Raw genomic sequence first — 21,423 nt, forward strand, 5'->3', positions numbered from 1 at the left:
ATGCGGACAGCAAGATCAACTCCGTTCAACTCTGTACATTTCATGGCACGTTGTCCACTTCGCGGCCAACCGACTTCCGGCGATTTCCACCCCACCCTCACCCCCGGGTACTGATGAGGACTGCCGGGGGCATATGACCAAACCCCCGGTCGCACAGACCATTTGGGGGTTTCATGTCCAGCATCACCCGCCGCCGGGTTCTCGGCGTCGCGGCAGGAGCCGCAGGGGCCGCCGCGGGCCTCGCCCTGGCCGGCTCCGCCGTCGCCGACGCTCCCCGAGCCACCGCTCCCGCGGCCGGCCCGGCCCCGGCGTCCTTCGACGAGGTCTACCAGGGCCGCCGCATCCAGGGCGGGCCCGCCCACGGCGGAGGCCACCACGGGGGGCACCACGGAAGCGGCTACTCCGTGACGATCGACGGCGAGGAACTGCACGTCATGCAGAACGCCGACGGCACCTGGATCAGCGTGATCAACCACTACGAGCCCGTCGCCACGCCCAAATCGCTGGCCCGCGCGGCCGTCCGCGAACTCCAGGGCGCCCCGCTCGTACCCCTCACCCTCGGCTGATCGATCCAGGAGCGGCACGCACCATGACCGTACGCAAGAACCAGGCCTCCCTCACCGCCGACGAGAAGCGGCGCTTCGTCAGCGCCCTCGTGGAGCTCAAGCGCTCCGGGCGGTACGACACCTTCGTCACCACGCACAACGCCTTCATCATGAGCGACACCGACAACGGCGACCGCGTCGGCCACCGGTCGCCGTCGTTCCTGCCCTGGCACCGGCGCTTCCTCATAGAGTTCGAGCAGGCGCTGCAGTCCGTCGACCCGACGGTCAACCTCCCCTACTGGGACTGGACGGCCGACCGGACCTCCCGCTCCTCGCTCTGGGCGCCCGACTTCCTCGGCGGCACCGGGCGCGCCCGCGACGGCCAGGTGCTCGACGGCCCGTTCGCCCGCAGCGGCAACCGCTGGACGATCAACGTCCGCGTCGACGGCCGCGACTACCTTCGGCGCGACCTCGGCGCCGCCGGCCGCCAGCTCCCCACCCGCGCCGAGGTGGACTCCGTCCTCGCCATGGAGACCTACGACACGGCCCCGTGGAACAGCTCGTCGGACGGCTTCCGCAACCACCTCGAAGGGTGGCGCGGTGTGAACCTCCACAACCGAGTCCATGTCTGGGTCGGCGGTCAGATGGGCACCGGAGTCTCCCCGAACGACCCCGTGTTCTGGCTGCACCACGCCTTCATCGACAAGCTGTGGGCCGACTGGCAGGCCCGCCACCCCCGGTCCCCGTACCTGCCGGCCGCGGGCACCGCGAACGTCGTCGACCTCGGCGACACCATGCGCCCGTGGAACGACGTGACCCCGGCGGACATGCTGGACCACACCCGCCACTACACGTTCGACACGGCGGCCTGACCTCGCCGGACGGACCTCAGCTCCGTCCGGCAGGACCCAGGGCCCGGAGCAGATACGGCGCGGTGCGGCTCTCCGCCGCCCGCGCCACCCGCTCCGGGGGGCCCGTGGCCACGATCCGGCCGCCCTCCTCGCCGCCGCCCGGCCCGAGGTCGAGCACCCAGTCCGCGGTGGCGACCACGTCCATGTCGTGTTCGACGACGACCACCGAATGCCCGGCGTCGACGAGCCCGTGCAACTGGCTCATCAACACCTCGACATCGGCCGGGTGGAGGCCGGTCGTCGGCTCGTCCAGGACGTAGAGGGTGTGGCCACGGCGCAGCCGCTGGAGCTCGGAGGCGAGTTTGATGCGCTGCGCCTCGCCGCCGGAGAGCTCCGTCGCGGGCTGACCGAGCCGCAGGTAGCCGAGGCCCACATCGAGCAGGGTGCGCAGACTGCGCGCGGCGGCCGGGGTGTCGGCGAAGAACCCGGCCGCGGCCTCGACCGTGAGGTCGAGCACCTCGGCGATGGTGAGCCCCCGCAGCCGGACCTCCAGGGTCTCCGGGTTGTACCGGGCCCCGTGGCAGTCGGGGCAGGGTGCGTACGTACTGGGCAGGAAGAGGAGCTCCACGGAGACGAAGCCCTCGCCCTGGCAGGTCTCGCAGCGCCCGCCCGGCACGTTGAACGAGAAGCGGCCGGCCTTGTAGCCGCGCGCCCCGGCCTCCTCCGTCTCGGTGAAGAGCTTCCGTACGACGTCGAAGAGGCCGGTGTACGTGGCCAGGTTGGAGCGGGGTGTGCGGCCGATGGGTCGCTGGTCCACCGTCACGAGCCGTCCCACTCCGGAGAGTTCCTCGGTCAGCGCGCCGACGAGCGTCGACTTTCCGGAACCCGACACACCCGTGACGGCCGTGAGGACCCCGACCGGGAAGGCCGCGTCGACCGCGCGCAGGTTGTGCCGGGTGATCGGACCCGTACGCAGCCAGCCGACCGGCGCCCGCACCTCCCGCTCGGGCACGGGCTTCCGGTCGAAGAGGAACCGCCGCGTGGCGGACGCCTCGACGTCCGCCAGTCCGCGCGGTGGTCCGCTGTGCAGCACCCGCCCGCCGTGCACCCCGGCGAGGGGGCCGACGTCCACGAGCCAGTCGGCGTGCCGGACCACGTCGAGGTGGTGCTCGACGACGAAGACGGAGTTCCCGGCGGCCTTGAGCCGGTCGAGGACCACGAGCAGGGCCTCGGTGTCGGCCGGGTGCAGCCCGGCGGACGGCTCGTCGAGGACGTACACCACACCGAAGAGCCCTGACCGCAGCTGGGTGGCGAGCCGCAGCCGCTGGAGTTCGCCGTTGGACAGGGTGGGGGTGGCGCGGTCCAGGCCGAGGTAGCCGAGACCCAGTTCGGTCACGGTCGCGATCCGGGCGACGAGGTCCTCGGTGAGGACGCGCGCGGTCTCCCCGTCCCCGGACCTCGTGGTGGAGAGCAGCCCGGACAGTTCCGTCAGCGGCAGCGACGCGAGCTCGGCGATGGTCCGGCCCGCGAAGGTCACCGCGAGTGCCTCCGGCCGCAGGCGCCCGCCCCCGCACACCGGGCAGGGAGCGCTGGTGAGGAACCGCTCGGCCTTGGCCCGCAGCGTCGGGCTCTTCGAGTCGGAGAAGGTGCGCAGGACATAACGCCGGGCACTCATGTACGTGCCCTGGTAGGGGCGTTGGATGCGATCGGCATCCCGCACCGGATGGACGGTGACGACCGGCTGCTCGTCCGTGAAGAGGATCCACTCCCGGTCCTTCGCGTCCAGCTCGCGCCAGGGCCGGTCGACGTCGTACCCGAGGGCGTCGAGGACGTCCCGCAGGTTCTTCCCCTGCCAGGCGCCGGGCCAGGCGGCGATCGCGCCCTGACGGATCGACAGCTCAGGCTCCGGTACGAGGAGTTCCTCGCCGGTCTCGTGAACCCGCCCGAGTCCGTGACACGAAGGGCAGGCCCCCGCAGCCGTATTGGGGGAGAAGGCGTCGGAGTCGAGCCGCTCGGCACCCTCCGGATAGCGGCCGGCCCGCGAGAACAGCATCCGGAGGGAGTTGGAGAGGGTGGTGACCGTGCCGACGGAGGAGCGGGCGTTCGGCGAGGACCTGCGCTGCTCCAGGGACACGGCCGGCGGCAGCCCCGTGATCTCGCCGACCGCGGGCGCCCCCACCTGGTGGATCAGCCGCCGCGCGTACGGCGCGACCGACTCGAAGTAGCGCCGCTGGGCCTCCGCGTAGATCGTGCCGAAGGCCAGCGACGACTTGCCGGATCCGGAGACCCCGGTGAAGACGACGAGCGCGTCGCGGGGGATGTCGACGTCCACCCCGGCGAGGTTGTGCTCACGGGCACCGCGGACGCGGACGTACGGATCATGCGGACTGTCGTGCATAGGGGGATGTTATCCATTGGTCCGCATCTGTCCTGGTCAGGAGGACGGCGCGGGTGCCGTCAGACCGACGGCGTGCGCGAGCCTGCGGTACGACCCGCTCAGCGCGGCCCGGTCGTACGTGCTCGTGGTGACCAGGACCTCCTGTGCCCCGGTCTCCTTCACGGCCCGCTCCAGGGCCTCGGCCACCTGCTCCTCCGTGCCGTGCACATGGCCGTCGAGCCCCGACTCGTAGAAACCGCGCTGCTTCTCCGTCATCGTGAGTCCCTCGATCGCCTCGGGTGCGACGAGCGGCGGGAAGACGCCCTGGGTGCGCGAGTACGCCAGGGACCAGGCCTCCGGCATCAGCAGCCGCCGGGCCTCGGACTCGGTCGCGGCCACCGCGACCGTCCCGGCGATGATCACGTACGGCTCGGCGGCCCACGGGGAGGGGCGGAAGCCGGAGCGGTAGGTGTCGACGGCGGCGAGCAGCCGGTCACGGCCGCGCAGGTCGCCGATGACCAGCGGCAGCCCGGCCTTGGCGGCGATCGTCGCGCCCTCGCCGGTCGCCAGGACGAACGGCGGGACCCGCAGCCCCTCGGCGGGCCGTGCGTGCACCTGCGGGTGGGCGGTCTGCTCGCCGGTGAACCAGCCGAGCAGTTCGGAGAGCTGCTCGCCGAAGCGGTCGGCGTCGTCCTTGTCACGGCCGAGCGCCCGGCGGATGCCGTCGGTGAAGCCGACCGAACGGCCGACGCCCATGTCGATCCGGCCGGGGAACAGGGACTCCAGCACACCGAACTGTTCGGCCACGACCATGGGTTGGTGATTGGGGAGCATCACACCACCCGTGCCGACCCGGATGCCCGACGTGGCGGCGGCCACGGCGGCGGCGAGGATCGTCGGCGCCGATCCGGCGACCCCGGGCACGCTGTGGTGCTCCGACACCCAGAAGCGGTGGTAGCCGAGGGCCTCCACCTCCTGGGCGAGGCGCACGGTGTCGCGCAGGGCCTGGGGGGCGTCCTCGCCGTCCCGGGTGCGCGAGCGGTCGAGGACGGAGAAGCGGATGTCGGCGGGAAAGGTGCTCACAAGGGCTTCAACGTTCGAGGCGGGGAGGGATTCCCGAATCGCCGACCCGGCATCGCACACGTGATCCACCGGGGCGAGGTGCTCCTGTCGCCCGCCTCCTAGGCTGGGGCCCGTGACAGCCGACAACCGGCCTCTGGCCGTCTTCGACCTCGACAACACGCTCGCGGCGACCGCCCACCGTGAGCACTTCCTGGAGCGGCGCCCGAAGGACTGGGACGCCTTCTTCGCCGCGGCGCCCGACGATCCGCCGCTCGACGAGGGGATCGCCCTGTGCCGGGAGGCGGCCGAGGAGTGCGACGTCGTCTACCTCACCGGGCGGCCGGAGCGCTGCCGCCGGGACACCCTGGCCTGGCTGGCCGCGCAGGGGCTCCCGGAGGGGCCGATCCACATGCGCCGCAACCGGGACTTCCGGCCCGCCCGGGTGACCAAGGTGGAGATCCTGCGCCGACTGGGCGCCGACCGCGCGATCAGGATGCTCGTCGACGACGACCTGCTGGTCTGCGACGCGGCCGAGGAGGCCGGGTTTCCCGTCGTGCGCGCCCTCTGGGCGACCCCGTCCGAGGAGCTGAGGGACGCCCAGGAGAAGGAGGGCCGGACCTGATGAGCGTGGATCGGTATGCCGCGGCGCCGGCCGTGGTCCGGCTGGAGAGCTACGAGCAGTCCGAGATCTTCGGGGACACCGTCGATCCGTTCGGGGTGGCCGAGTGGGGTCTGGTCTGGCGGCTCAAGGAGCACCACTTCGGGATCAGGGAGGACGACCGGCTCGTCGCCCACGCGGGGCTGCTCGTCCTGCCGCTGTCGGCCGGCGGGATCCGGATGGATGTGGCGGGCCTCGGAGGCGTCGCCGTCGCGCCGGACCAGCGGGGCCGCGGGCTGGCCGCTCGGGTCGTGAGCGGGGCCCTCGAACACGCCCGAACGCTGGGGCCCGAGTTCGCGCTGCTGTTCTGCCGGCCGGACGTGGCCGGTCTCTACGCCCGGCTCGGCTGGCGGGAGGTGGCCGGCGAGGTGGAGGTGGAGCAGCCCGACGGTCCGGCGGGGATGCCCCTGCGGACGATGTGGTTCCCGCTACGGGAGGGAAGCCGCTGGCCCGAGGGGCCGGTTCGGCTGCATTCCCGTCCGATGTGACGGCAGGTGGGTGACCCACCTCGACTCGCGGCGGTCCCCGGTTCCGTGCAGTGTGGATGGAGTCGGAACGCGAAGGAGAGGCCGCCATGGGAGACCACGTTTACCGCGTCACGGAGATCGTCGGATCGTCCTCGGAAGGCGTGGACACCGCCATCCAGAACGGGATCACTCGCGCCTGCGAAACACTCCGTGCGGTGGATTGGTTCGAGGTCACGGAAGTCCGCGGTCATGTCGAGAACGGCCGGATCGCGCACTACCAGGTCGGCATGAAGATCGGCTTCCGGCTGGAAGAGCCGGGCGCCTAGAGACTTTCCGGCGGACCAACCGCATCGGCCGGGACCGGCCCCCGGGCACGCTCGGTGCCGGGGGCCGGTCCGGGGTGCGGGCGCGCGGCAGGTGCTGTCAGAGCATGAGCAGCAGCCGCGTGTTCGGTACCAGCTTCCGGTTCACGCTCGTGCTCTGTACGAAGATCGTGAAGTCGTCGTTGTGGTCCGGCCTGACGCGGGCCTCCACGTCCGGCAGACCGAGCAGGGCCCGGGCCTCGGGCCCCGTGAACACCCGGTCCGTCTTCTTCTCCAGGACCGCGATCCGCTTCCGCGCCTGGATCTTCTCCGACTTGCTCAGCTGGTAGAACGCGCCGCCGGTACGGTAGGTGTGCCCGGATTCGACGACCCAGTCCCGGATGGCCGCGTCACGTGCCACCGGGATCAGCTGGTACCCCGACGGATCCACCGGAGCGAGGCCGGCCGCCTTGACGGTGTCCGAGTTCACCGTGTCCGCGCCCGTGGAGAACACCGCCCGCGATCCCCGGATGCCCTTGGTGCGGCCCACCATGAACTTCTCGGTGGCCTCCTGGATGACCTGCCCGGCCTCCTCCAGGCCCTGGGTGCTGGTGGCGTCCCAGATGGCGACGTTGTCCTTCGGGAAGCCGCTCTGCATGGCCTCGCGCTTGCCCATCTGGTCCGGCACGAGGACGGCCAGCGTCCAGTTGTCCTCCTGCGTCTCGATCATCCGGGCCACGGCCCCGACGAGCTCGCGCGCGTTCTTGGTGGGGGCGTCGGGGCAGCGATGGCTCGCGTTCTCCTGACCGTCGGTGAGCACGAAGGTCAGGAAGCTGTGGTCGCCGTACAGCTGGGCCGTCTGCGCGAGTTCCCGCTGCGACTTCAGCGCGGCCGCCAGCAGGGCCGTCATGCCGCCGACCCGGTACAGCTGCTTCAGCGACGGCATCCGCAGCACGTCCTTGTCGTAGATGACGCACTCCACCTTGTCGGCGAAGACGTACACCGTGACGCGGGTCTCCTGGTCCAGCTCCCTCGACCGGCGGGCGAGATACGCGATCTGCTGGTCGGCGACGTCGACGACCTTGCGGCTCAGATGCGACATGGACGAACTGGCATCCAGCACGAGAGCGACGTGATTGATGTAGTTCTGGGTTCCGGACATGGCAACTCCCCCTGTTTTCCGAGCTTTCCGACCCGATGCGCCTACCGTCTCACCCACCACTGACAATCGAACTCTTGTCGGTTCGGTGCGCTTCACTGTCCGTCATGGAGCTCACGCAGATGACCATCAACGACCTGCTGGACCGGATCGGGCCGGGCGACGGCTACGTGTACCTGCCCGGCGACGTGCCCCCGCGGGAGCTGGCCAACCTGCTCGACGGCAGGTACGGCGCCCCACGCACTCTGGTCCTGGACGGCTTCACCGATCCGACCGCCGACGAGTCCAGGGGTGCTGCTCTCCTCGCCCCCTTCGAGGGCCGTGTCGTGATGATGCGGGCGTGGGCGTACGGGGATCAGTGGGTCGGCACGGGCGCGGTGCGGGACTCCGAGGGGACCGAGCGGCCGGTACTGGTGGTCGCTCGCAGGGCGGTGCCGGAACCCTTGCCGGTCGCGCCGGCCCCGGGCTCGGGTGAGGGCCCGGGTGACTGCTCGGGTGAGGGCTTCGACTGGAACGAGCGGCTCGAACGGGTCACCGGCTGGACGGGGCCCGCCCGGCGGCCGGACGTGGACTGGGCTGATGTGGAGGCGCGCCTGGGCGGCGCGCTGCCGGGCGACTACAAGCGCATGGTCGAGACCTTCGGCGAGGGCGCGTTCGACGGATTCCTCGGCCTGAACCAGGAGCCGTGGACCGATCTCAGGAAGGAGGGTCTGCTGATCTGGGCGGGAACGGAGCACGAAGACCTGTACTGCTGGAGGGTCGACGGTGACGACCCCGACCGGTGGCCCGTCGTGGTCCGGTCCTTCGACGGCGGGGACGTCCCCTTCGGCTGCGGGGCCGCGGAGTTCGTCTGCCGCGTCCTCACCGACACGCGGCACCCGTTCACGATGGCCCGCTATTTCGACACGCACTGGTTCATGAGCTACCGGGAACCGGTCGACTAAAAGTGACCGACGGGTAGTTACCGTCGGTAACGGAACAGATGGTGCGTCCACGGCGCGGAACGGGATGGTCAAGGACTTGACCATCCCGTTGGTCCAGACCAGAATCCAGGCCACATACCCGCGCGAACACCCCGTTCGGTCCCCCCATGTCGGGTCAGCCCCCCCCATGCCGCACGACCCTGTGCTGAACCGCAGAAGGTGACCTACGTGAAGAACCGCCATCTCGCCTGCCCCCTGGCAGCCGCCACCGCGCTCGCCCTCGCCGGCTGCGGGATGCTGCCGGGCGGGGGCGGCGGGACGAAGACCGTCAATATCTGGCTCATGCGGGACAGCGCCAGCGAGGACTTCCTCACCCGCTTCACCGAGGCGTACGAGGAGGAGCACGACGGCGTCGAACTCCAGATCACCATCCAGGACTGGACGGGCATCGGGAAGAAGGTCACCGAGGCGATCCAGGGCTCCGGCGGACCGGACGTCATCGAGGTCGGCAACACCCAGGTCGCCCAGTACGCCGACACCGAGAAGCTGTTCGACCTCACCCTGGAGTCGGTCCGCGACCTCGGCAGCGAGGACTGGCTGCCCGGTCTCGCCGAGCCCGGCAGCATCGGCGGAGCCCAGTACGGCATCCCCTGGTACGCGGCCAACCGCATCGTCATCTACAACAAGGACCTGTTCGCCGACGCAGGCATCGACAAGCCCCCGGCCACCCGCGCCGAGTGGCTCGCCGACACCGAGAAGCTCAACAGCAAGGGCTCACAGGGCATCTACCTGGCCGGACAGGACTGGTACACCCTCGCCGGCTTCATCTGGGACGAGGGCGGTGAACTCGCCACCGACAGGGGCGGAGAGTGGACCGGCGCGCTGCACAGCCCGGCCGCCCAGCGCGGCATGGCCTACTACAAGGAGCTCCAGTCCCTCGGCTCGGGACCGAAGGACGCCGACGAGCAGAACCCGCCGCAGGCCGAGGTCTTCGCCAAGGGCGACGTGGCCCAGCTCGTCGCCGTGCCCAACACCATCGCCACCATCCTCAAGGCCAACCCGGGACTCAAGGACAAGCTCGGCTACTTCCCGGTACCCGGTTCGAAGCCGGGTCAGCCCTGCGCCGTGTTCACGGGTGGTTCCGACCTCATCATCCCGGAGAACGCACCCCAGCGCGGGGCCGCCCTGGAGGTCGTCAAGGAGCTCGCCGGCGAGAAGTGGCAGTCCGAACTCGCCCGCGCCATGGGCTACGTGCCCAACAAGAAGGGCCTCGCCTCCGTCGTCGCCGGCCAGGAGGCCACCGCCGTCATGGCCAAGGGCGCCGTGCGCGGCCGGGCCACCCCGAACTCCCCCCAATGGGCCGACGTGGAGGGCGACAACCCCATCAAGCCCTACATGACCGCCGTCCTCCGGGGCGAGGACCCCTTGAAGGCCGCCAAGAAGGCCTCGGCCGCGATCACGGACACCCTCGCCGAATAGCATTCAGCGCCTCCACACCCGCGAGCCCCCGGACGGTCATGTCGAATCCAGCCGGTCACGGAAGAAGTAAGGAGCCGGGCCGCCGCTCACACGGCCCGGCGCCGCCCCTTCCCCTTCCGTACGCCGGAGGAGCCCGACATGGCCGCACCGACCCCCACGCTCGCCGTCCCCGGGCAGCCGCTCGCCACCCCCGGGCAGCCGCTCGCCGTTCCCGCCCAGCCCCAGGCCCCCGCCGCGCCGCCGGTGCCCCGGGCCCTCGTCGAGCCGCCCACGCCGCAGGCCCCCGCCGAGGAGCCCACACCCCGGTACCTCGTCGGACTCGCCCGCGACCAGGAGGATGTCCGCGCCGCCCAGCGGCTGCGCCACCAGGTCTTCGCCGGTGAACTCGGCGCCCGGCTCGACGGCCCCGAGCCCGGCCTCGACACCGACGCCTTCGACGCGTACTGCGACCACCTCCTCGTACGGGAGGAGACCACCGGCGAGATCGTCGGCACCTACCGCATCCTGCCGCCCGACCGGGCCGCCGTCGCCGGGCGCCTCTACTCCGAGAGCGAGTTCGACCTCACCCGGCTCGCCCCGATCCGCCACGACCTGGTCGAGGTCGGCCGCTCCTGCGTCCACCCCGCCCACCGCAACGGCGCCGTCATCGCCCTCATCTGGGCCGGGCTCGCCCGCTACATGACGAGCACCGGGCACAACTGGCTCGCCGGCTGCTGCTCCCTCCCGCTCGCCGACGGCGGCACCCTCGCCGCCGCCACCTGGGACACGGTCAAGACCAAGCACCTCGCCCCGGAGGAGTACTGGGTCACCCCGCACAAGCTCTGGAGCCCCGAGGGCATCACCCGCCCCGAGGGCCGCACCGAGCTGCCGCCGCTGCTCCGCGGCTACCTCCGGCTCGGCGCCTGGGTCTGCGGCGCCCCCGCGCACGACCCCGACTTCGGTGTCGCCGACCTCTACGTCCTGCTCTCGCTGCGCCGGACCAATCCCCGCTACCTCAACCACTTCCTCTCGCTCGCCCCGACCGGGTGAACGGGACCACGGCCCCCTCGCCGTGGCTCCCCACGGCGCCCTGCACCCCGGGCCACTGCGCCACCCACCCCGAGTCCGCCCGGCGTCGGCGCGGCGCCGAAGCGGACCGGGCCGGGGCCGTCCGGGCCGTGGTCCGGCTGGTCGCCGGACTCGGCACCGTCCTCCTCGGCCTCCTGCTCGCCCCCGCCACCGGCCTCCTCCCGGCCGCAACCCGACTCGCCCTCGTCCGCACCTGGATGCGGGCGGTGGTCCGCGCCTTCGGCGTCCACGTCCGGTACGAGGGAGCGGCCGCCCCGGCCGACGGCCCGCTCCTCGTCGTCGCCAACCACGTCTCCTGGCTCGACATACCGCTGATCGCGGCCGCCCTGCCCGGCCGGATGGTCGCCAAGTCGGAGGTGCGCCGCTGGCCCGTCCTCGGCACGCTCGCCGCCCTCGGCGGCACTCTCTTCATCGACCGGGACGGCCTGAGGGCCTTGCCCGGCACGGTGCGGACGATGGCGGGGGTGCTCGCGGGCGGCGGCCGGGTGGTCGTCTTCCCCGAGGGCTCGACCTGGTGTGGGCGGGAACGCGGCCGGTTCCGCCCGGCCGCGTTCCAGGCCGCCCTCGACGCCGGCTGCGCCGTGCAGCCGGTACGGATCGACTACCGGCCCACGGACGCCGCCGCGTACGTCGGGGACGATCCGCTCGGCTCATCCCTGTGGCGGGTCGTCTCCACCCGTCGGCTCACCGCCGTCGTCCGACTCCGGGAGCCCCTTCCCGGCGCCCTGTACCCGGACCGCCGGGCCCTGGCTGCCGCCGCTCAGCGGGCCGTCGCGAGGGACAGCGCGAACCTGCCCTCGCTGTCGGTCCACCAGCGGTCCAGGTCGAGCTCCGCCTCCGCGAGCTCGGCCCGGACGCCCGCCTGACGGAACTTCGCGGACACCTCCGTCCGCATCTCCTCGCCCGCCGCGAAGGGCACCACGAGATCCAGCTCCGGGATCTTCACGGTCAGCGCGCGGCGGGCCCGCAGCCGCATCTCGATCCACTCCCGCTCGCGGTCCCACACCGCCACGTGGTCGAAGGCGTCCGGGTCGAAGTCCGCGCCCAGCTCCCGGTCGATCACCGCGAGCACGTTCTTGTTGAAGGCGGTCGTCACCCCGGCCGAGTCGTCGTAGGCGGCCACGAGCGTCGCCTCGTCCTTCACCAGGTCCGTGCCGAGCAGCAGCGCGTCGCCCGGCGTGAGCATCGCCCGTACGGAGCTGAGGAAGGTCCGCCGCTCGTCGGGCAGCAGATTGCCGATGGTGCCGCCGAGGAAGGCCACCAGACGCGGCCCCGGCGTCCCGGGCAGCGCGAGCCCCCGGGTGAAGTCGGCCACGAGCGCGTGCACGTGCAGACCGGGGCGCTCGGCCAGCAGCGACTCGGCCGCCCCGGTCAGCGCGGACTCGCTCACGTCGACAGGCACATAGGCGTCCAGACCGGGCAGCAGCGCGTCGATCAGGAACCGGGTCTTCTCGGAGGAACCGGAGCCCAGCTCCACCAGGGTCCTGGCCCCGGTGGCGGCGGCGATCTCCGGCGCCCGCTTCTTCAGGATCTCCCGCTCGGCGCGCGTCGGGTAGTACTCGGGCAGCCGGGTGATCTCCTCGAACAGCTCGCTGCCCCGGGCGTCGTAGAACCACTTCGGGGGCAGCTCCTTGGGGGAGCGGTTGAGCCCGTGGAGGACGTCGGCGCGCAGATCGGCGCCGGCGGCGTCCGGGGCGAGGGTACGGGTCAGCTGGAACGGGCTCACGCGGAGGGCTCCTTGAGCGGGGTGAGGGTGACGTCGGCGCGGGTGGCGGTCACGAGCGTGCGCTCGGGGACCTCCTGCCAGCGCGGATCGTCGTCGTACGGTTCGGAGGCCACGACCACCCGGTCGGGGCCCGTCAGGTACCAGAGGCTGTTCTCCCAGGCGGTCGCGGCGATCAGCGCCCCGTCGGTGAGCAGCAGGTTGAGGCCGGAGCCGGGGGCCGCCTCGGCGGCCTCCCGCACCGTGTCGGCGAGGGCGGGGCCCGGCGCGTCACCGGCCCGCAGCCGGTGCAGGACGAGCGCCCAGAGCAGCGCCGAGTCGGTACGGGCCTCAAGGCCGAGCAGCTCGCCGGCCGGGAGGGTCGCGGCGAGCGGCGTGAGCGAGCCCGGCCAGCCCCTGACGGCGCCGTTGTGGCTGAACAGCCAGGGCCCGGCGGCGAACGGCGCGGCCGCGGCCTCCCCGTCCGCGCCCGGCAGCGTCGCCCCCCGGACCGCCGCGAGCAGCGCCCCGGAGCGCACCACCCGCGCGAGGTCCGCGAAGGAGAGGTCGCCCCAGATGGGGCCGGAGCGCCGGTAGCGGGCCGGCACCGGATCGCCCTCGGCGTACCACCCCACCCCGAAGCCGTCGGCGTTCACCACACCGCTGGTCTGTGTACGGGGCTCCCAGGACTGGCGCAGCAGAGCGTGCTCCGGCCGGACGATCAGCTCTCCGAGGGCCACCGGTTCGCCCACGTAGGCGATATGACGGCACATCAGTCGAACTCCGCGTTCCGGGCGGTACGGAAGCCGGCGAAGATCTGGCGCCGCACCGGCAGGTCCCAGTTGCGGAAGGTGCCCCGGCAGGCCACCGGGTCGACGGCGAAGGAGCCACCGCGCAGCACCTTGTGGTCGGGCCCGAAGAAGACCTCCGAGTACTCCTTGTACGGGAAGACGGTGAACCCCGGGTACGGCAGGAAGTCGCTGGCCGTCCACTCCCACACGTCACCGATCAACTGCCGTACGCCTTGCGGCGAGGCGCCCTCCGGATAGCTGCCCGCGGCCGCCGGGCGCAGGTGGCGCTGCCCGAGGTTGGCGTGCTCGGGACCCGGATCGGCGTCACCCCACGGATAGCGGCGCGAGCGCCCCGAGTCCGGGTCGTACCGGGCGGCCTTCTCCCACTCGGCCTCGGTGGGCAGCCGCCGCCCCGCCCAGCGCGCGTAGGCGTCCGCCTCGTACCAGCTCACGTGCAGGACCGGCTCGTCCTCGGGCACCGGCTCCGTCACCCCGAACCGGCGGCGCAGCCACTGGCCGCCGTCCCGGCGCCAGAACAGCGGGGCCACGATGCCGTGCTCCCTGATCTGCGCCCAGCCCTCGGGCCGCCACCAGCGCGGATCGGTGTAGCCGCCGTCGGCCATGAAGGCCAGATAGGCCCCGTTGGTGACCGGAACGGTGTCGATGTGGAAGGCGGGCACGACCCGGGTGTGTGCCGGACGCTCGTTGTCCAGGGCCCACGGCTCGTCCGAGGTCCCCATGGTGAACGGGCCGCCGGGGACCAGGACTTCGGCGGGCAACGGGGCGCTCCGCAGGGGCGGCGGCGGGGGAGCGGTGAGCGCGGCGGGCCCCTTCCGCAGCTGATGGGTGATCAGCATCGTCTCGTCGTGCTGCTGTTCGTGCTGGGCGACCAGACCGAAGGCGAAGCCGGCGTGGAGCAGCGGCCGCCCGTCGAACTCGGCGTGCTCCAGCACGTCGAGGACCCGCAGTCGCACGTCCGCCGCGTAGGTCCGGGCCTCGCCCGGCGCCAGCAGCGGAAGCGACGGGCGGGTGGCCCGGGGATGCTCGAAGGCGTCGTAGAGCGAGTCGATCTCGGGTCGCAGTGCGTCCTTCCCCGCGACGGCCCGCCAGAGCCACAGCTCCTCCTGGTTCCCGATGTGAGCCAGGTCCCAGACCAGCGGCGACATCAAGGGGGAGTGCTGGGCGGTGAGTTCGCCGTCCTCGACGCAGGAGGTGAGCAGCGCCGTACGGGCCCGCGCGGCGGTGAGCGTCTCCAGAGCCTTCCGGCGCAGGGCCTCGGGGCCGAGTTCCGTCCGGGTCTCCGTCATGACGTCACCACCTCCAGCTCGTCGGCCGGGCAGCTCCCGGGGATCACGTACCGCTCGTGGAAGGCGGCGACCGCCCGCCGCACCTCCTCGCTCGCCCCGATCCGGGGCAGCGCCTCCATCGCCGTGGCGAACACCGCGAGGGCCGCGGAGTGGAGCTCGGGGTCGGTGAGCCCGTCACGGGCGGCCGCGAGCCAGAGCGGATTGCGCGGGGCGGGAGCGACGCCGGCCCGTTCCGCGAGCGGCTTCATCGCCCGGTACACGGTCTCCGCGGCCGCCGGGTCGTCGAACACCGCCGTCGTCACGGCCACCGGCACCATCCAGCCGTCCGCGCCCGGCTGCGCGTCGACCATCCGTAGCTCCAGATGGCCGCGCGGCCGCACCGGAGGGAAGAGCGTCGTCATGTGATAGCGCAGGTCGTCGGCGTCGGCCGGCCGGGGCAGACCCGTGCGCAGCCAGTCGCGGAAGGTCAGCCCCTCCGGTACGTCCCACGGCCCCTCGTCGGCCCGTACGCACATCACCGGGGTGTCCAGGACGTGCGCCGCGTACTCCGCGCGCGGGTCCCCGTCCGGCGTGGGCGCGAGGGCCCGTCGGGGGTCCAGGTCCGTCCACAGCGCCTGCCGCGTCGAGCGCCAGCCGGTACGACGGCCGCCGTGCAGCGGGGAGTTGGCGAAGACGGCCACCAGTACCGCGCCCAGGAGATGGGCGAGCCGCCAGCGCCGGTGGTAGCCGAGCGGCCCCGGCTCCTCATGACCGGCGTCGAGACAGATCTGCACCGAGGCCGAGTCGCACATCATCGCCCGGCCGGCCGGGCCCGTGCGGTCGAGCGCGGCCTCCATGGCGTCGTACCGCGGCTCGTGGAGCACCCGGCCGCGCGGCGCGTGCCAGGGGTCCACCCCGTATCCGCTGAGGGCGAGGCCGAGCGGTCCGAGCGCCGACCGCACCGCCCTGAGGTCGGCGGCGACGGAGTCGAGACATTCCATGAGCGATCCGGCGGGGCGCGAGCTGAGCTCCAGCTGCCCGCCGGGTTCGAACGTCAGGGCCGACACCAGCGGCAGCGACCGCACGGTGTCCAGGGCCGCCGCGAGCCGCGGCGGCCTCACGGGGAGCCGGGGGTCACGCAGCTCGTGCACGAGCCATTCCAGCTCCACCCCCACGGTGCGGGGCGGGCCGGTCTTGAAGCAGATACATCGCAGCAGGTCCTCTGCCTCCGCCTCGGTGAGAGCGGGTCCGCCGCGCGGTATGCCGCTGGACGACATCCGTACACCTCCTGGTCGTCGGGCCGGTCGTCGGGGCCGGTCCCGGGGAGTTGCTGCTTCCACCTAAAGCCACCTCCGAGCGGCGTGCAAGAGCGCCCCGGACCGACCGAACGCGCCCCGTGTGCCCCCGCCCGGCCGAAACTGCCCGCTCCCACGCCGTCCCCGGAAGCCCGCCGGCGCATCCCGGGAGGTCCCGTCCGTGTCCCGGGAAATCCTGTTGTCCCGACCGGGACGAAACGATCATCCTGAGGTCATGAGTGCACGACTGCGCGCGATCGCGCGGCAGACCGAGGAGATCGTTGCCGCAGGCCACTACCAGGCACCCGACGGCCGGACCGTCTCCGTCGCCGACGACCTGACCGCCGCCCTGGCCGGAACGCGCCTCCACGGCCCCGAACCCGTCACCGTCATCCCCGACACCGACCGGACGCCCACCGTCGTCGTCACCGGCGAGAGCAGCCTCGCCGCGGCCCGGCGCATGACCGCGGCCGACGCGACCCGCCCCGTGGCCGTCCTGAACTTCGCCTCCGCCCGCAACCCCGGCGGCGGTTACCTCAACGGCGCCCAGGCCCAGGAAGAGGCGCTCTGCCGCTCCTCCGCCCTCCACGCCACCCTGCTGCGCGCCCCCGACTTCTACGCCCACCACCGTGAGGACCGGGACGTCTTCTACACCGACCGGGTCATCCACTCGCCCCGCGTCCCCGTCTTCCGCGACGACCGGGGCGTCCTCCTCGCCGAGCCCTTCACCGTCGGCTTCCTCACCTCGCCCGCGCCCAACGCCGGTGTCGTCCGCCGCCGCACCCCCGAGCACACCGGTCGCCTGCCGGCCGCCCTCGCCTCCCGCGCCGAGCGGGTCCTGGAGACGGCCGCCGCGGCCGGCTACCGACGGCTGGTGCTCGGTGCCTGGGGCTGCGGGGTCTTCCAGAACGACCCCGAGCAGGTCGCCGGCGCGTTCACGGCGCTGCTCACCGGGGACGGCCGCTTCGCCGGCCACTTCGAGGAGATCGTCTTCGCCGTGCTGGACCGCGCCGCGGGCACGCCGACGCTGACCGCCTTCGCCCGGGTCGTCGGGCCGGCCGCCGTCTGACATGCGGTGCCCGCACCCCCGTGCCAGGCTGAGGGGATACGGACCACAGTCCGACACCCGTCACGGGAGGCACGATCGTGGGCAAGAAACAGACCCGGACGAACCGGGGAGCCCGTACCGGCGGCCATGAACACCGCGCCGAGGCAGCCACGAAGGAACAGACCTCGGCGGCTCCCAAGAGCGAGACGTCGATGCCCCTCGTGGAGCACGCGTCGCACCGCAAGGAACGGAAGTTCGGCCACAACTGAGGCAGAGCCGAACGGAATCGAGCTGAGCCGAGGCGAACCGAGCAGACCCGGGCCGAGCAGAACCGAGCCCGAGCGTGGCGGCCCGGCGGAGTACGGAGCGAGGCGGGGAGCCGACGGGGGTACGAGGCCGGGGCCCGGCGCCGTCACGGCGCCGGGCCCCGGCCCGTACCCCTCGCTGCCGCTACCCGTCTACTCCTCGTCGCCGACGGTGATCCGAACGCTCTCCTCCGACGCCCTGGGTGCCGGAGGCACCACCGTGGTGCCCAGCCGCTCCTGAGTACCCGGATTCATCGTGGAGAGCAGCTGCCTGGCCAGACCGAGCCCGGTCCCGCCCATGGTCAGCGCCTTGGCGAACACGTCCGCCATGCCGTCGGCGCCGTTGAGCAGCACCATCTGGTCCACGTTCCCGAACGCCGACGCGCCCGCGGAGACGATCTCCGGCCATTTCTCGGCCAGCTGCTGGGCGACCACGGCCTCCTGGTTCTCCGCGAGCGCCGCCGCACGGGCCTTGATCGACTCGGCCTCCGCCAGACCCTTCGCCCGGGTCGCCTCGGCGACCGCGAGCCCCTTGGCGTGCTGCGCCGCCGCCTCCGCCTCACCGGTGAGCCGGGTCGCCGTGGCCTTGGCCGCGCTCGCCAGCTCGGTCTCCTTCGCGTCGGCCTCGGCCGCCGAGATCCGGGCGTCACGCTCGGCCGCGGCCAGCGTCCGGGTCTCGTACGCCAGCGCGTCCGCCGGCTTGCGGACCTCCGCCTGGAGCTGCTGCTCCTTGCGGTGTCCCTCCAGCTCGGCGACCCGGGTCTCCTGGACGACGACCTCCTGGCGCGAGGCCGCCTCGGCCAGCGGACCGGCCTGCCGGGCTGTCGCGGAGGCCTGGTCCCGCTCGGCCTGGTAACCGGCCTGGAGGATCTCGCTGTCGCGGGTCGCCTCCGACATGCGCGCCGCGGCCTGCTGCTCGGCCTCGGTCGCCCGGCGGTTCGCCTCCGCCTGCGCGATCCGCGCGTCCCGCTGGACGGCGGCGGCGTGCGGGGCGGCCAGGTTCTTGATGTACCCGGTCGGGTCCTCGATCTCGTGGATCTGCAGCGAGTCGACGATCAGACCGAGCTTCTCCATCTCCGTGCCACAGGCCGAACGCGCCTGCCCGGTCAGCTTCTCCCGGTCACGGATCATGTCCTCCACGGTCAACCCGCCCACGATGGCGCGGAGATGACCGGCGAAGACGATGTGCACCCGCTCGCTCATCAGCTTCTGCTGATCGAGGAAGCGGCGGGCGGCGTTGGCGATCGACACGAAGTCGTCACCGACCTTGAAGATCACCACACCGCGAACCTTGAGCGGAATGCCCTGGTGGGTGACGCACTCGACGGACAGCTGAGTCTCGTTGAGGTCGAGCGAGAGCTTGCGGACCGCCTGCACGCCCGGCAGGACGAGCGTGCCGCGGCCGGTCACGATGCGGAACCCCATGCCCGCGCCGAGACCCTCGTTCTTGTGGTTGGAACCGGAGATGATCAGCGCCTCGTTGGGTTCCGCGACGCGCCACATCGACTTGAAGACAGCGATGAGAACGGCGAAGGCGCCGACGACGACGCCCGCGAGAATGCCGATGCCCATGGACAAGGTCCCCCTTCACCGGATCCGGTGCGGATCCGGTGAAGGGAGTGTGCGCCTGTGGCGGGCGCCACTCAACGGTTGCGTCAACTGTCGTACGCGGCTGTGACATAGACGGTGCGTGGAGGGAGATGTTCCATGACCATCACCACCGTTCCGACGTCGATCCGCTCCTTCGAGGAGGCCGGATGGGCGAGGAAGTGCTCGGCACCGCCCCGGATCCGGACGATCACCTCACCGACGAGACCGGGCCCGATCGTGCCGGTCACCCGGCCGAGCAGTCCCACCATCGAGGAGTCCATCGACGCGTCGTCCATGCCTGAACGGTACGTCAGATCCAGTCGTCCAGCGCGGACATGAACCCGTCGAAGTCGTCCCGGTGGACCGTATGACCCGCCTTCGCCACCGAACGGACCGTGAATCCGCGGCCCGACAGCATCCGGGCGTCCTCGGGCCAGACCAGCGCGCTCGGGTCGGCCCGGACGATCAGCGACGGGACGGTGGCACGGGCGGGCCACAGATCGGCCCCCACGAAGTCCTGCAGACCGTACGCAGACCGCTCGTCCCAGCCCCGTACCGACGCCATCTCGGTGTCCAGGTCCTCGTCCGACCAGTCCGGGTTGAAGCCGCGGATCTGCTCCCGGGTCATCGTCGTGCCCCGGACGAAGGCCTCGGCACGATAACCGGCGGGCCCCGCCCTCAGGTGCCAGGCCGGGTCGGAGTAGACCGCGCGGGCCGGCTTCAGGCGTTCGAGCGCGAGGGCCAGGACCAGCCCGCCGAGCGAGTGCCCGACGGCCAGCTCCACTCCGGCCGGGAGGGTCTCGACGAGATCGTCGGCGTAGTCCTCCGGCCGGTACTCCCCGGGCCCCGCGGCCCGCCCGCTGGCCCCGTGCCCCCGCAGATCCACCGCGACCACCCGGTAACCGCGGTCCGCGAGCGCCGGGCCGACCCGCCGCCAGGTGCGGTGGTCGGCCATGAGTCCGTGGACGAGCAGGGCGATCCGGTCACCCGAACCCCACGTGGTCGTGTGCAGGCGCACGGTGCTGCCTCTCTGACGGTGCTCGGCGGACGCCGACCGGGGTCAGCGCACGCTGCGGATGGGGCGCACGGCGAGCGCGCCGAGTACCGACAGTACGGCGGCGATCAAGAACAGTGCCGTGTACCCACCGCTCAGGGAGACGATCAGCGAGGCCACGAACGGGGCGACGATCTGCGGCCCCGCGTTGGCGACGTTGAGGACACCCATGTCACGGGCCGCGTCCTCGGCCTTCGGCAGCACCATGGTCACCAGGGCGGTGTCCACCGCCATGTAGCAGCCGAAACCGAGGCCGTTGACGGCGGAGAAGGCGAGCATCGCCGTCCAGCTCGTCGAGGCGGCCGGGATGAGCAGGGCCAGGGCGGCGAGCACGGCGGAGGCGCCGACGAAGAGCTTGCGTCGGTCGTAGCGGTCCGACAGCCAGCCGCCGAGCACGGTGGAGACCACCATGGCGACGGCGTTGAGCGGCATGAGGATCGCCACCGCGTCCTCGGGGCTCAGTCCGGCGGGCAGCTCGGTGTGGTCCTTGAGGATGTACAGCTGGAATCCGGCGACGGCGAAGTAGCCGAGGATCAGCAGGGCGCGGCCGATGAAGGCCCAGCGGAAGTCGTGGTTCTTGAGGGCGCTGCCGAAGGCCGCGAGCTGCTCCTTGACCGGCAGCGGGGCCTTCGGAGGCATGCGTCGTTCGCGGGCGCAGGCCGTGAACAGCACGGCGGTGGCCGCGACGATCGCGCCGAAGACGAGGTAGCCGGTCCGGTAGTCCTCGGAGAAGGCGGCGCCGACGAGGGCGCCGATCGTCGAGCCGATGGGGAGACCGAGGCCGACGGCCGCCGAGGCCTTGCCCCGGGCAGCCATGGGCACCCGGTCGGGCACCACGGAGGTGAGGGCCGCCTGGTAGACGTTCATGACGGCCTGGCCGAGGCACCAGGCGATGGTCACCAGCAGGATCGTGTGGACGCTGCCGAGGAGCAGCATCACCGGCAGGGCGAGGAGGCCGCCGGCGAGGATCCACGGGTTGCGGCGGCCCGAGCGGTCCGAGAGGGCACCCGCGACCGGGTTGAAGACGGTGGCGAAGATCGCCGATATGCCGGAGACGAGGCCGAAGTTCGCCACCTTGTCGGCGGGGTCGATGTCCTCGATCTGGAGTGCGAGGAGCATCCCGGGAACGCCGACGTACAAGGCGTACATCGCGGTGTTCCCGCCGAGGAGCAGGGGCAGCAGGCCGCGCGTCGGCCGACCGGCGGGGGAGCCGGGGCCCGGAGCACCGGTCTCCGAGGTGGTGGAGCCGGACGGGTCGGCGGGAGTACCGGACGAGCCGGTCTCGGAGCCGGTCCCGGCGGAGGAAAGGGCCACGGTGCCCTCCTGGGGAGATCGCCCGACGAGCGGGCGAGAAGCGGATCGAACGAGGTAGTGACACGTGTCAATGACACGTGTGAGCATTGTGTAGCACTCGTTTCCGGCCATCCGCCAGACCCCGGGCCGGATTGTTCTGGAAAGATG

At 72.2% G+C, this 21,423-nt stretch carries 22 protein-coding genes; 11 read left to right on the top strand and 11 right to left on the bottom strand.

Annotated features, from left to right (window positions below):
- Nucleotides 1–173: 173 nt before the first annotated feature.
- The gene (locus OG514_RS28325) at nt 174–566 is read left to right on the top strand and encodes a tyrosinase cofactor (protein WP_266899606.1); all 393 of its coding nucleotides are present in this window, start codon (nt 174–176) and stop codon (nt 564–566) included.
- A gap of 23 nt (nt 567–589) precedes the next feature.
- Nucleotides 590–1,417: a tyrosinase family protein gene (locus tag OG514_RS28330; RefSeq protein WP_266899608.1), complete on the top strand. Its 828-nt coding sequence runs from the start codon at nt 590–592 to the stop codon at nt 1,415–1,417.
- A 16-nt stretch (nt 1,418–1,433) separates the two neighbouring features.
- Here OG514_RS28330 and OG514_RS28335 read toward each other — a convergent pair whose 3' ends face one another.
- The gene (locus OG514_RS28335) at nt 1,434–3,794 is read right to left on the bottom strand and encodes an excinuclease ABC subunit UvrA (protein WP_266899610.1); all 2,361 of its coding nucleotides are present in this window, start codon (nt 3,792–3,794) and stop codon (nt 1,434–1,436) included.
- A 36-nt stretch (nt 3,795–3,830) separates the two neighbouring features.
- The gene (locus tag OG514_RS28340; RefSeq protein ID WP_266899612.1) at nt 3,831–4,856 is read right to left on the bottom strand and encodes an LLM class flavin-dependent oxidoreductase; all 1,026 of its coding nucleotides are present in this window, start codon (nt 4,854–4,856) and stop codon (nt 3,831–3,833) included.
- 112 nt (nt 4,857–4,968) lie between these two features.
- On the opposite strand from OG514_RS28340, the gene OG514_RS28345 reads away from it, so the two are divergent.
- The 3 genes from OG514_RS28345 to OG514_RS28355 all read left to right on the top strand — a co-directional run bounded on the left by OG514_RS28345 (nt 4,969) and on the right by OG514_RS28355 (nt 6,286).
- On the top strand, nt 4,969–5,457 hold the full coding sequence (locus OG514_RS28345; RefSeq protein WP_266899614.1) for a hypothetical protein: 489 nt from the start codon (nt 4,969–4,971) through the stop codon (nt 5,455–5,457).
- On the top strand, nt 5,457–5,981 hold the full coding sequence (locus tag OG514_RS28350) for a GNAT family N-acetyltransferase (protein ID WP_266899616.1): 525 nt from the start codon (nt 5,457–5,459) through the stop codon (nt 5,979–5,981). The genes OG514_RS28345 and OG514_RS28350 overlap by 1 nt, the downstream gene beginning before the upstream one ends.
- Nucleotides 5,982–6,067: 86 nt before the next feature.
- The gene (locus OG514_RS28355; RefSeq protein ID WP_266899618.1) at nt 6,068–6,286 is read left to right on the top strand and encodes a dodecin; all 219 of its coding nucleotides are present in this window, start codon (nt 6,068–6,070) and stop codon (nt 6,284–6,286) included.
- 97 nt (nt 6,287–6,383) lie between these two features.
- Here OG514_RS28355 and OG514_RS28360 read toward each other — a convergent pair whose 3' ends face one another.
- Complete coding sequence (locus tag OG514_RS28360; RefSeq protein ID WP_266899620.1) at nt 6,384–7,424, bottom strand: vWA domain-containing protein; 1,041 nt, start codon at nt 7,422–7,424, stop codon at nt 6,384–6,386.
- Between the two features lie 104 nt (nt 7,425–7,528).
- Between OG514_RS28360 and OG514_RS28365 the strand changes: the two genes are divergently transcribed.
- From OG514_RS28365 to OG514_RS28380, 4 genes are all read left to right on the top strand, one after another.
- A complete protein-coding gene (locus OG514_RS28365) occupies nt 7,529–8,365 on the top strand; it encodes a hypothetical protein (RefSeq protein ID WP_266899622.1) in 837 nt (278 codons plus the stop codon).
- 207 nt (nt 8,366–8,572) lie between these two features.
- Nucleotides 8,573–9,823, top strand: a complete 1,251-nt coding sequence (locus OG514_RS28370; RefSeq protein WP_266899624.1) for an extracellular solute-binding protein — start codon at nt 8,573–8,575, stop codon at nt 9,821–9,823.
- Nucleotides 9,824–9,961: 138 nt separating this feature from the next.
- Complete coding sequence (locus OG514_RS28375; protein WP_266899626.1) at nt 9,962–10,852, top strand: GNAT family N-acetyltransferase; 891 nt, start codon at nt 9,962–9,964, stop codon at nt 10,850–10,852.
- Nucleotides 10,849–11,757: a 1-acyl-sn-glycerol-3-phosphate acyltransferase gene (locus OG514_RS28380; protein ID WP_266899628.1), complete on the top strand. Its 909-nt coding sequence runs from the start codon at nt 10,849–10,851 to the stop codon at nt 11,755–11,757. The genes OG514_RS28375 and OG514_RS28380 overlap by 4 nt, the downstream gene beginning before the upstream one ends.
- Here OG514_RS28380 and egtD read toward each other — a convergent pair.
- The 4 genes from egtD to egtA are packed head-to-tail and all read right to left on the bottom strand — an operon-like array spanning nt 11,652 to nt 15,947.
- Nucleotides 11,652–12,617, bottom strand: coding sequence for an L-histidine N(alpha)-methyltransferase (gene egtD / locus OG514_RS28385; RefSeq protein ID WP_266899630.1), 966 nt, complete (start codon nt 12,615–12,617; stop codon nt 11,652–11,654). The genes OG514_RS28380 and egtD overlap by 106 nt on opposite strands.
- The gene (gene egtC, locus OG514_RS28390; RefSeq protein WP_266899632.1) at nt 12,614–13,366 is read right to left on the bottom strand and encodes an ergothioneine biosynthesis protein EgtC; all 753 of its coding nucleotides are present in this window, start codon (nt 13,364–13,366) and stop codon (nt 12,614–12,616) included. The genes egtD and egtC overlap by 4 nt, the downstream gene beginning before the upstream one ends.
- Nucleotides 13,366–14,691: an ergothioneine biosynthesis protein EgtB gene (egtB, locus tag OG514_RS28395; RefSeq protein ID WP_266899634.1), complete on the bottom strand. Its 1,326-nt coding sequence runs from the start codon at nt 14,689–14,691 to the stop codon at nt 13,366–13,368. Before egtB ends, egtC begins: the two co-directional genes overlap by 1 nt.
- Entirely contained in the window at nt 14,688–15,947 is a 1,260-nt protein-coding gene (gene egtA, locus OG514_RS28400) for an ergothioneine biosynthesis glutamate--cysteine ligase EgtA (RefSeq protein ID WP_266899636.1), read from the bottom strand. The genes egtB and egtA overlap by 4 nt, the downstream gene beginning before the upstream one ends.
- A gap of 253 nt (nt 15,948–16,200) precedes the next feature.
- Here egtA and OG514_RS28405 point away from each other — a divergent pair, with 253 nt between their 5' ends.
- A complete protein-coding gene (locus tag OG514_RS28405) occupies nt 16,201–17,034 on the top strand; it encodes a TIGR02452 family protein (protein WP_266899638.1) in 834 nt (277 codons plus the stop codon).
- Nucleotides 17,035–17,111: 77 nt separating this feature from the next.
- Entirely contained in the window at nt 17,112–17,282 is a 171-nt protein-coding gene (locus OG514_RS28410) for a hypothetical protein (protein ID WP_266899640.1), read from the top strand.
- Nucleotides 17,283–17,471: 189 nt separating this feature from the next.
- Here the strand turns inward: OG514_RS28410 and OG514_RS28415 are convergent, their stop codons facing one another.
- The 4 genes from OG514_RS28415 to OG514_RS28430 all read right to left on the bottom strand — a co-directional run bounded on the left by OG514_RS28415 (nt 17,472) and on the right by OG514_RS28430 (nt 21,276).
- Entirely contained in the window at nt 17,472–18,890 is a 1,419-nt protein-coding gene (locus OG514_RS28415) for a flotillin family protein (RefSeq protein WP_266899642.1), read from the bottom strand.
- An 83-nt stretch (nt 18,891–18,973) separates the two neighbouring features.
- Nucleotides 18,974–19,204: a hypothetical protein gene (locus OG514_RS28420; protein WP_266899644.1), complete on the bottom strand. Its 231-nt coding sequence runs from the start codon at nt 19,202–19,204 to the stop codon at nt 18,974–18,976.
- A 14-nt stretch (nt 19,205–19,218) separates the two neighbouring features.
- Nucleotides 19,219–19,926: an alpha/beta fold hydrolase gene (locus OG514_RS28425; protein ID WP_266899646.1), complete on the bottom strand. Its 708-nt coding sequence runs from the start codon at nt 19,924–19,926 to the stop codon at nt 19,219–19,221.
- Nucleotides 19,927–19,968: 42 nt separating this feature from the next.
- Nucleotides 19,969–21,276 carry an MFS transporter gene (locus OG514_RS28430; protein WP_266899648.1) on the bottom strand — a complete coding sequence of 436 codons (1,308 nt, stop codon included), beginning with the start codon at nt 21,274–21,276 and terminating at the stop codon, nt 19,969–19,971.
- Nucleotides 21,277–21,423: the final 147 nt, after the last annotated feature.

The organism is Streptomyces sp. NBC_00572, from assembly GCF_026341815.1.
Lineage (GTDB): Bacteria > Actinomycetota > Actinomycetes > Streptomycetales > Streptomycetaceae > Streptomyces.

Excerpts from the sequence above, each read along its gene's own strand:
- OG514_RS28335 (WP_266899610.1), bottom strand. The coding sequence starts at position 3,794 with ATGCACGACAGTCCGCATGATCCGTACGTCCGCGTCCGCGGTGCCCGT.
- egtC (WP_266899632.1), bottom strand. The coding sequence starts at position 13,366 with ATGTGCCGTCATATCGCCTACGTGGGCGAACCGGTGGCCCTCGGAGAG.
- egtB (WP_266899634.1), bottom strand. The coding sequence starts at position 14,691 with ATGACGGAGACCCGGACGGAACTCGGCCCCGAGGCCCTGCGCCGGAAG.
- OG514_RS28375 (WP_266899626.1), top strand. The coding sequence starts at position 9,962 with ATGGCCGCACCGACCCCCACGCTCGCCGTCCCCGGGCAGCCGCTCGCC.
- egtA (WP_266899636.1), bottom strand. The coding sequence starts at position 15,947 with ATGTCGTCCAGCGGCATACCGCGCGGCGGACCCGCTCTCACCGAGGCG.
- OG514_RS28405 (WP_266899638.1), top strand. The coding sequence starts at position 16,201 with ATGAGTGCACGACTGCGCGCGATCGCGCGGCAGACCGAGGAGATCGTT.
- OG514_RS28360 (WP_266899620.1), bottom strand. The coding sequence starts at position 7,424 with ATGTCCGGAACCCAGAACTACATCAATCACGTCGCTCTCGTGCTGGAT.
- OG514_RS28415 (WP_266899642.1), bottom strand. The coding sequence starts at position 18,890 with ATGGGCATCGGCATTCTCGCGGGCGTCGTCGTCGGCGCCTTCGCCGTT.
- OG514_RS28420 (WP_266899644.1), bottom strand. The coding sequence starts at position 19,204 with ATGGACGACGCGTCGATGGACTCCTCGATGGTGGGACTGCTCGGCCGG.
- OG514_RS28330 (WP_266899608.1), top strand. The coding sequence starts at position 590 with ATGACCGTACGCAAGAACCAGGCCTCCCTCACCGCCGACGAGAAGCGG.
- OG514_RS28325 (WP_266899606.1), top strand. The coding sequence starts at position 174 with ATGTCCAGCATCACCCGCCGCCGGGTTCTCGGCGTCGCGGCAGGAGCC.
- OG514_RS28355 (WP_266899618.1), top strand. The coding sequence starts at position 6,068 with ATGGGAGACCACGTTTACCGCGTCACGGAGATCGTCGGATCGTCCTCG.
- OG514_RS28365 (WP_266899622.1), top strand. The coding sequence starts at position 7,529 with ATGGAGCTCACGCAGATGACCATCAACGACCTGCTGGACCGGATCGGG.
- OG514_RS28350 (WP_266899616.1), top strand. The coding sequence starts at position 5,457 with ATGAGCGTGGATCGGTATGCCGCGGCGCCGGCCGTGGTCCGGCTGGAG.